Origin of the sequence: Aeromonas sp. ZOR0002, assembly GCF_963866995.1 — a bacterium.
Classification (GTDB): domain Bacteria; phylum Pseudomonadota; class Gammaproteobacteria; order Enterobacterales; family Aeromonadaceae; genus Aeromonas; species Aeromonas caviae.
This window is the reverse complement of record NZ_CAWMFQ010000023.1, coordinates 1-5969: the sequence shown is the minus strand read 5'-3', so window position 1 is coordinate 5969 and position 5969 is coordinate 1. Positions and strand designations below refer to the sequence as shown.

General features: G+C 62.0%; 8 protein-coding genes. 5 read left to right on the top strand and 3 right to left on the bottom strand.

The window, feature by feature from the left end:
• Positions 1-91 precede the first annotated feature (91 nt).
• From folK to AACR77_RS01600, 4 genes are all read left to right on the top strand, one after another.
• Positions 92-589, top strand: a complete 498-nt coding sequence (gene folK, locus AACR77_RS01615) for a 2-amino-4-hydroxy-6-hydroxymethyldihydropteridine diphosphokinase (protein ID WP_042879389.1) — start codon at positions 92-94, stop codon at positions 587-589.
• A 20-nt stretch (positions 590-609) separates the two neighbouring features.
• Positions 610-1404, top strand: a complete 795-nt coding sequence (gene panB, locus AACR77_RS01610) for a 3-methyl-2-oxobutanoate hydroxymethyltransferase (protein WP_042864977.1) — start codon at positions 610-612, stop codon at positions 1402-1404.
• Positions 1405-1500: 96 nt separating this feature from the next.
• Positions 1501-2355 carry a pantoate--beta-alanine ligase gene (panC, locus tag AACR77_RS01605; RefSeq protein ID WP_010675575.1) on the top strand — a complete coding sequence of 285 codons (855 nt, stop codon included), beginning with the start codon at positions 1501-1503 and terminating at the stop codon, positions 2353-2355.
• Between the two features lie 20 nt (positions 2356-2375).
• Positions 2376-2723: a putative quinol monooxygenase gene (locus AACR77_RS01600; RefSeq protein ID WP_010675576.1), complete on the top strand. Its 348-nt coding sequence runs from the start codon at positions 2376-2378 to the stop codon at positions 2721-2723.
• Between the two features lie 61 nt (positions 2724-2784).
• Here the strand turns inward: AACR77_RS01600 and AACR77_RS01595 are convergent, their stop codons facing one another.
• The 3 genes from AACR77_RS01595 to hpt form a co-directional block, all read right to left on the bottom strand.
• The gene (locus AACR77_RS01595; RefSeq protein WP_010675577.1) at positions 2785-3558 is read right to left on the bottom strand and encodes an ABC transporter permease; all 774 of its coding nucleotides are present in this window, start codon (positions 3556-3558) and stop codon (positions 2785-2787) included.
• Positions 3555-4472: an ABC transporter ATP-binding protein gene (locus AACR77_RS01590; protein ID WP_039040845.1), complete on the bottom strand. Its 918-nt coding sequence runs from the start codon at positions 4470-4472 to the stop codon at positions 3555-3557. Before AACR77_RS01590 ends, AACR77_RS01595 begins: the two co-directional genes overlap by 4 nt.
• Positions 4473-4584: 112 nt before the next feature.
• Positions 4585-5115: a hypoxanthine phosphoribosyltransferase gene (gene hpt, locus AACR77_RS01585; protein WP_010675579.1), complete on the bottom strand. Its 531-nt coding sequence runs from the start codon at positions 5113-5115 to the stop codon at positions 4585-4587.
• Positions 5116-5316: 201 nt separating this feature from the next.
• On the opposite strand from hpt, the gene AACR77_RS01580 reads away from it, so the two are divergent.
• The gene (locus AACR77_RS01580) at positions 5317-5931 is read left to right on the top strand and encodes a TetR/AcrR family transcriptional regulator (RefSeq protein WP_029314803.1); all 615 of its coding nucleotides are present in this window, start codon (positions 5317-5319) and stop codon (positions 5929-5931) included.
• The last annotated feature ends 38 nt before the right edge of the window (positions 5932-5969 follow it).

The window sequence follows — 5969 nt, the reverse complement described above, 5'->3', positions numbered from 1 at the left end:
AGCGGTGATGGCGAGAAACGCAGCGGCAATGGCCGCAACCGCCGTCGCCCCCGTCGCCGCAAGCCGAAGTCGGCAGAGTAAGGATCCGCCGATGATCGAGGTCTTCGTCGCCATCGGCTCCAACCTGGCCGACCCCCTCGGCCAGGCTCGTCGCGCCATCGCCGCGCTGGCGACCCTGCCTGAGTCCGAGCTGCTGCAGACCTCCCACCTTTACGGCAGCCGCCCCATGGGCCCTGCGGATCAGCCGGACTACATCAATGCCGTGGCGCGCCTTGCCACTCGCCTCAGCCCTCTGGCGCTGCTGGACGAGCTGCAGCGCATCGAGCAGGCACAGGGGCGAGTGCGCAAAGATGAGCGCTGGGGCCCCCGGACCCTGGATCTCGATCTGCTGCTGTACGGCGACGAGGTCATCCGACATGAGCGCCTGACGGTGCCTCACTATGGCATGAAGGAGCGGGAGTTCGTCCTGCTGCCCCTTGCCGAGATAGCCCCCTCCCTGGTGCTGCCCTGCGGCACCCCGCTCACCGAACTGGTTGCCCGCTGCCCGCGCAATGGACTCGCGATCCAGGCCGGTGCAGCAGGCGAGTAGAGAAGAGTAGGAACAACGTAATGAGCAAGATCACCATTACCCACCTGCAGAAGATGAAGCAGGACGGACAGAAAATCACCGCCATCACCGCCTATGACGCCACCTTCGCCAAGCTGTTCGACGACGAGGGCGCCCAGGTGCTGCTCATCGGCGACTCCCTCGGCATGGTATTGCAGGGCGGAGACGACACCCTGGCGGTCAGCATGGACGAGATGGTCTATCACACCCGCTGCGTGGTGCGCGGTACCACCAATGCCCTGGTGGTGACCGACATGCCGTTCATGAGCTACGCCACCCCGGAGCAGACCTACCAGAACGCGGCGCGCCTGATGGCGGCCGGTGCCCGCATGGTGAAGATGGAAGGGGGGGACTGGCTGTGCGACTCCATCCGCCACCTGACCCGTAACGGGGTGCCGGTGTGCGGCCATCTCGGCCTGACCCCGCAATCCGTCCACGTGTTTGGCGGCTTCAAGGTGCAGGGGCGCGACGAGTTCCACGCCCAGGAGATCTACCGCCAGGCGCTGGAGCTGCAAGCGGCCGGCATCCAGTTGCTGGTGCTCGAGTGCGTGCCCGTCTCTCTGGCAGAGCGCATCACCAAGGCGCTGCGCATTCCGGTGATCGGCATCGGTGCCGGCCCTGCCACCGACGGCCAGATCCTGGTGATGCACGATGCCTTCGGCATCACCTCAGGTTATGTGCCCAAGTTCACCAAGAACTTCCTGGCCGAGACCGGTGACATGCGTGCCGCCATTCGTCTCTACGTGCAGCAAGTGAGCGAGGGGACCTTCCCCGGCCCCGAGCACTGCTTCAACTGACTTTCTGTCGTCATGCGCGCGGGGGCCTGTGCCCCCGTCTCGCCCTCCCCCCTGACGACCCCCTCTTTTATTGATTCATCTGAAGGTGAACTGACGATGTTGGTTGTGAACAATCCCGCCGCGCTGCGCGAGCAGATCGGTCAATGGCATCGCGAAGGCCGCGCCATCGCATTCGTGCCCACCATGGGCAATCTGCATCAGGGTCATCTCACCCTGGTCGAGGAGGCCCGCCGCCATGGTGACAAGGTGGTGGTCAGCATCTTTGTGAACCCCTTGCAGTTCGACAAGGCCGAGGATCTCGCCAACTACCCCCGCACCCTGGAGCAGGATTGCGCCGCCCTGGAGGCCGCCGGTGTGGACCTGGTCTTCACCCCGACGCCGGAGATCATGTATCCCCAGGGGCTCGCCAGCCAGACCTTCGTCGAGGTGCCCGGCATCTCCAGCCTGCTGGAAGGGGCGCTGCGTCCGGGGCATTTTCGCGGGGTCAGCACCGTGGTCACCAAGCTGTTCAATCTGGTACAGCCGAACGTGGCCTGCTTTGGCGAGAAGGATTACCAGCAGCTTGCGCTCATTCGCAAGATGGTGGCCGACATGGCCATGCCCATCGAGATCGTGGGCGTGCCGACCGTGCGGGCCGAAGACGGGCTGGCCCTCTCTTCGCGCAACGGCTATCTGACCGCTGCCGAACGGGCCATCGCCCCCGAGCTCGCGCGCACCATGAACTGGATTGCCGAGCAGATTGAAGCGGGGAACAGTCACCTCCCCTCCCTGGTTGCCCAGGCCAGCCAACGCCTCGACAACGCGGGATTCAGGACGGATGCCATCGACATCGTCGATGCCGACACCCTGGAATCCGCCAGCGCCGAGAGCCAGCGCCTGGTGATCCTGATGGCCGCCTATCTGGGCAAGGCCCGCCTCATCGACAACCGGGTCGTCGCCCTGCGGGGTTGAGACACGGCAAGGAGACCACGATGTCCAAGAAGGTTTACTGCATCGCCCAGTTCCAGCCCAAGCCGGGCCAGGAGCAGGCCCTGTTCCGCGTCCTGCAAGGGCTCGAACCCGACACCCTGCGTGAAGATGGCTGCCTGCAGTACATCGTCACCCGCCATATCCAGAGCCCCTTTGCCGAGGGGGAGAGCTTCCCCATCGTCTTCAACGAGATCTGGCGCGACATGGCGAGCTTCGAGGCCCACTGCCAGCGCGCCGGTATCAAGGCCTTCTTCGAGCGCTACTGCCTCGCGGATGATGGCCTCGCGGCCAAGTGGAACGTCTGCGTCTACAGCGACGAGCCCGCGGACTACGACGCCCCGGCCCTCTGAGGCCGACATGTGCAAATAAAAAGGCGCCCGAGGGCGCCTTTTTGCTGGCAGGTGCTGCGCCTCAGTGGCGCAGACCGGTGCCGCGGGAGATGAGCCACCAGGCCATCCCGTAGAGCACCAGGATGAAGCCGATGATGATGAGATAGGCGGTGCCGAGGGGCACGTCGGAGATCCCGAGGAAGCCGTAGCGGAACGCATTCACCATGTAGATGATGGGGTTCACCTGGGAAACCCCCTGCCAGAACGGCGGCAGCAGGGTGATGGAGTAGAAGACGCCCCCCAGATAGGTCAGGGGAGTCAGGATGAAGGTCGGGATGATGCTGATGTCATCGAACGACTTCGCGAACACCGCGTTGATGAGCCCCCCCAGGGAGAAGAGGATGGAGGTGAGCAGCACGGTCACGCAGACGCTGAACAGGTGATGGATCTGCAGCGGCACGAAGAACAGCGACACCAGGGTGACGATGAGGCCGACACAGAGGCCGCGCGCCACGCCACCGCCCACATACCCCGCGATGATGATGTAGTTGGGCACCGGCGCCACCAGCAGCTCCTCCACGTTGCGCTGGAACTTGGCGCTGTAGAAGGAGGAGGCGACGTTGGAGTAGGAGTTGGTGATGACCGACATCATGATGAGGCCGGGTACGATGAACTCCATGTAGCTGAAGCCCCCCATGTCGCCGATGCGCGAGCCGATGAGGTTGCCGAAGATGACGAAGTAGAGGCTCATGGTGATGGCGGGCGGCACCAGGGTCTGGATCCAGATCCGGGTGAAGCGGCTCACTTCCTTGGCCAGAATGCTCTTGAAGGCGATGTAATAGGTCATGGGGTTCATGCTTTGCGACCCTCCTCTACCAGATTGACGAACAGCTCTTCCAGCCGGTTCGCCTTGTTGCGCATGCTGAGCACCTTCACCCCCTGGGCGGAGAGCTGCTCGAACAGGCTGTTGAGGGACTGGCTCTTCTCCAGCTCCACTTCCAGGGTGTTCTCATCCTGCATCCGGCCGTTGAACTCGGGCAGGGCCGGCACGGTGGAGCCCGGCACCAGATCCAGCAGGAAGGTCTCGCGACCCAGCTTGCCGAGCAGGCTCTTCATGCTGGTGTTCTCGATGAGACGGCCCTTGTCGATGATGCCGATGTTGCGGCACAGCATCTCGGCCTCTTCCAGGTAGTGGGTGGTCAGGATGATGGTCACCCCCTGCTCGTTGAGATCCTTGAGGAAACTCCACATGGAACGGCGGATCTCGATGTCCACCCCGGCGGTCGGCTCATCCAGGATCAGCAACTTGGGCTCATGCATCAGGGCGCGGGCGATCATCAACCGGCGCTTCATGCCACCGGAGAGAGTGCGGGCTGCCATGTCGCGCTTGTCCCACAGATCGAGCTGGCGCAGGTACTTCTCGGCGCGCACCTTGGCCTCGGCCCGCGGCACTCCATAGAAACCGGCCTGGTGAGTCACTATCTGGCTCACCTTCTCGAACTGGCTGAAGTTGAACTCCTGGGGCACCAGGCCGAGCTGGGACTTGGCCAGCTCCAGATCGGTATCGATGTCATGACCGAATACCTTCACCTTGCCGGCACTCTTGTTGACCAGTGAGCTGATCACTCCGATGGTGGTGGATTTGCCCGCCCCGTTGGGACCGAGCAGGGCGAAGAAATCCCCCTGTTTGACGGTGAGATCGATGCCCTTGAGGGCTTCGACGCCCCCCTGATAGGTCTTCTTCAGACCGCTGATTTCCAATGCGTTCATTGCAACCCCTGTGATGGATGAGCCCATCTCGAGACAGAAAAGGCGGCTGTGACGCCGCCTGAAGACAGTCGATGGCGGGCCGGCCAGCCTGCCTTGCTACTTCGGACCCGGCTTACTCTTGCGGTACCACCTTGCCAATGAAAGGCAGGTTACGGTACTTCTGGGCGTAGTCAATGCCACAGCCCACCACGAACTCGTCCGGGATGGAGAAGCCAAGCCAGTCCACCGGCACCTGAACCTCGCGGCGGGACGGTTTGTCCAGCAGGGTGCAGATGGCCAGGGATTTCGGCTCGCGCAGGGAGAGGATCTCGCGCACCTTGTTGAGGGTGTAACCGGTGTCGATGATGTCCTCGACGATCACCACGTCCTTGCCTTTGATGTCGTCATCCAGATCCTTGAGGATGCGCACGTCACGGGTGCTGTGCATGCCGGAGCCATAGCTGGAGGCAGTCATAAAGTCCAGGGTGATGGGCAACTGGCACTGACGGCAGAGATCCGCCAGGAAGACGCAGGAGCCGCGCAACAGGCCGATCATGACCACTTCCTCGGAGCCCTGGTAACGGGCGGTAATCTCTTCACCCAGCGTGGCGATCCGGGCTGCAACCTCGGCCTCGGGGATCATCACCTCGACAATGTGTTTCATCACATACTCCAATAATGACCAAAGGGTTATTGGCCGTTCATTAACGTCAAAACCGAGGATTCTACCACTCCAACCAGTGGGCGTCAGGCATACGTGATGCTTTTATCGGCTTATTTTAATTGATAGAGTTAGCAAGCCTTCGGGCATTATCGGTGACAATACTATAAACACCATAATCAATAACTATTAGATGAAAAAACTATGGAACCACGCGCAGAAATAAGACGTCGAACCCGGCTTTCGCCGGAGGCTCGCCGTGATCAATTGATGGAGTGTGCCGTCGAGGTATTTTCCCGTCGCGGCATCGGCCGTGCGGGGCATGCCGAGATAGCCGAACAGGCAAAGGTCTCGGTTGCGACCGTTTTTAACTATTTCAATACTCGTGAAGATCTGGTCGACGAAGTGCTGACAGAAATCGAAGCCTTCGTACAGCAGATCCTCGAACAGGCCTACAACGGTCAGGGCTCCGCCAGGGAGAGCATTCACCGCCACGTGAAGCTGTTCGTTGACGCCGCCTATGACAAGCCCGATCACGCCAGCATCTGGCTGGAGTGGAGCTCCTCGGTGCGGGAAGAAGTGTGGCCTCGCTACACCCGGCTGCTGGACAAGGCGCTGGAGCGCATTGCCCCCCACCTGCAACGGGCCATCGACAACGGCGAGATCCAGAGCGTGCTGTCGGCGCAGGATCTGGCCCGCTCCCTGACCGGTTTTGGCTATGTGATGATGCAGATGATCAATCAGCCGCAGCGTCCGAGCCGGGAAGAGGTGACGGATTTCCTGTTCAAGTACGTGACGGCCCCCATCCAGGCCAGCTGACTCGCGCAGATGTTGACAAAGCGGCGCCGGGCTTTACG

Coding starts and splice junctions, on each gene's coding strand:
- folK (WP_042879389.1), top strand. CDS start 92: ATGATCGAGGTCTTCGTCGCCATCGGCTCCAACCTGGCCGACCCCCTC.
- AACR77_RS01590 (WP_039040845.1), bottom strand. CDS start 4,472: ATGAACGCATTGGAAATCAGCGGTCTGAAGAAGACCTATCAGGGGGGC.
- panC (WP_010675575.1), top strand. CDS start 1,501: ATGTTGGTTGTGAACAATCCCGCCGCGCTGCGCGAGCAGATCGGTCAA.
- panB (WP_042864977.1), top strand. CDS start 610: ATGAGCAAGATCACCATTACCCACCTGCAGAAGATGAAGCAGGACGGA.
- AACR77_RS01580 (WP_029314803.1), top strand. CDS start 5,317: ATGGAACCACGCGCAGAAATAAGACGTCGAACCCGGCTTTCGCCGGAG.
- AACR77_RS01595 (WP_010675577.1), bottom strand. CDS start 3,558: ATGAACCCCATGACCTATTACATCGCCTTCAAGAGCATTCTGGCCAAG.
- AACR77_RS01600 (WP_010675576.1), top strand. CDS start 2,376: ATGTCCAAGAAGGTTTACTGCATCGCCCAGTTCCAGCCCAAGCCGGGC.
- hpt (WP_010675579.1), bottom strand. CDS start 5,115: ATGAAACACATTGTCGAGGTGATGATCCCCGAGGCCGAGGTTGCAGCC.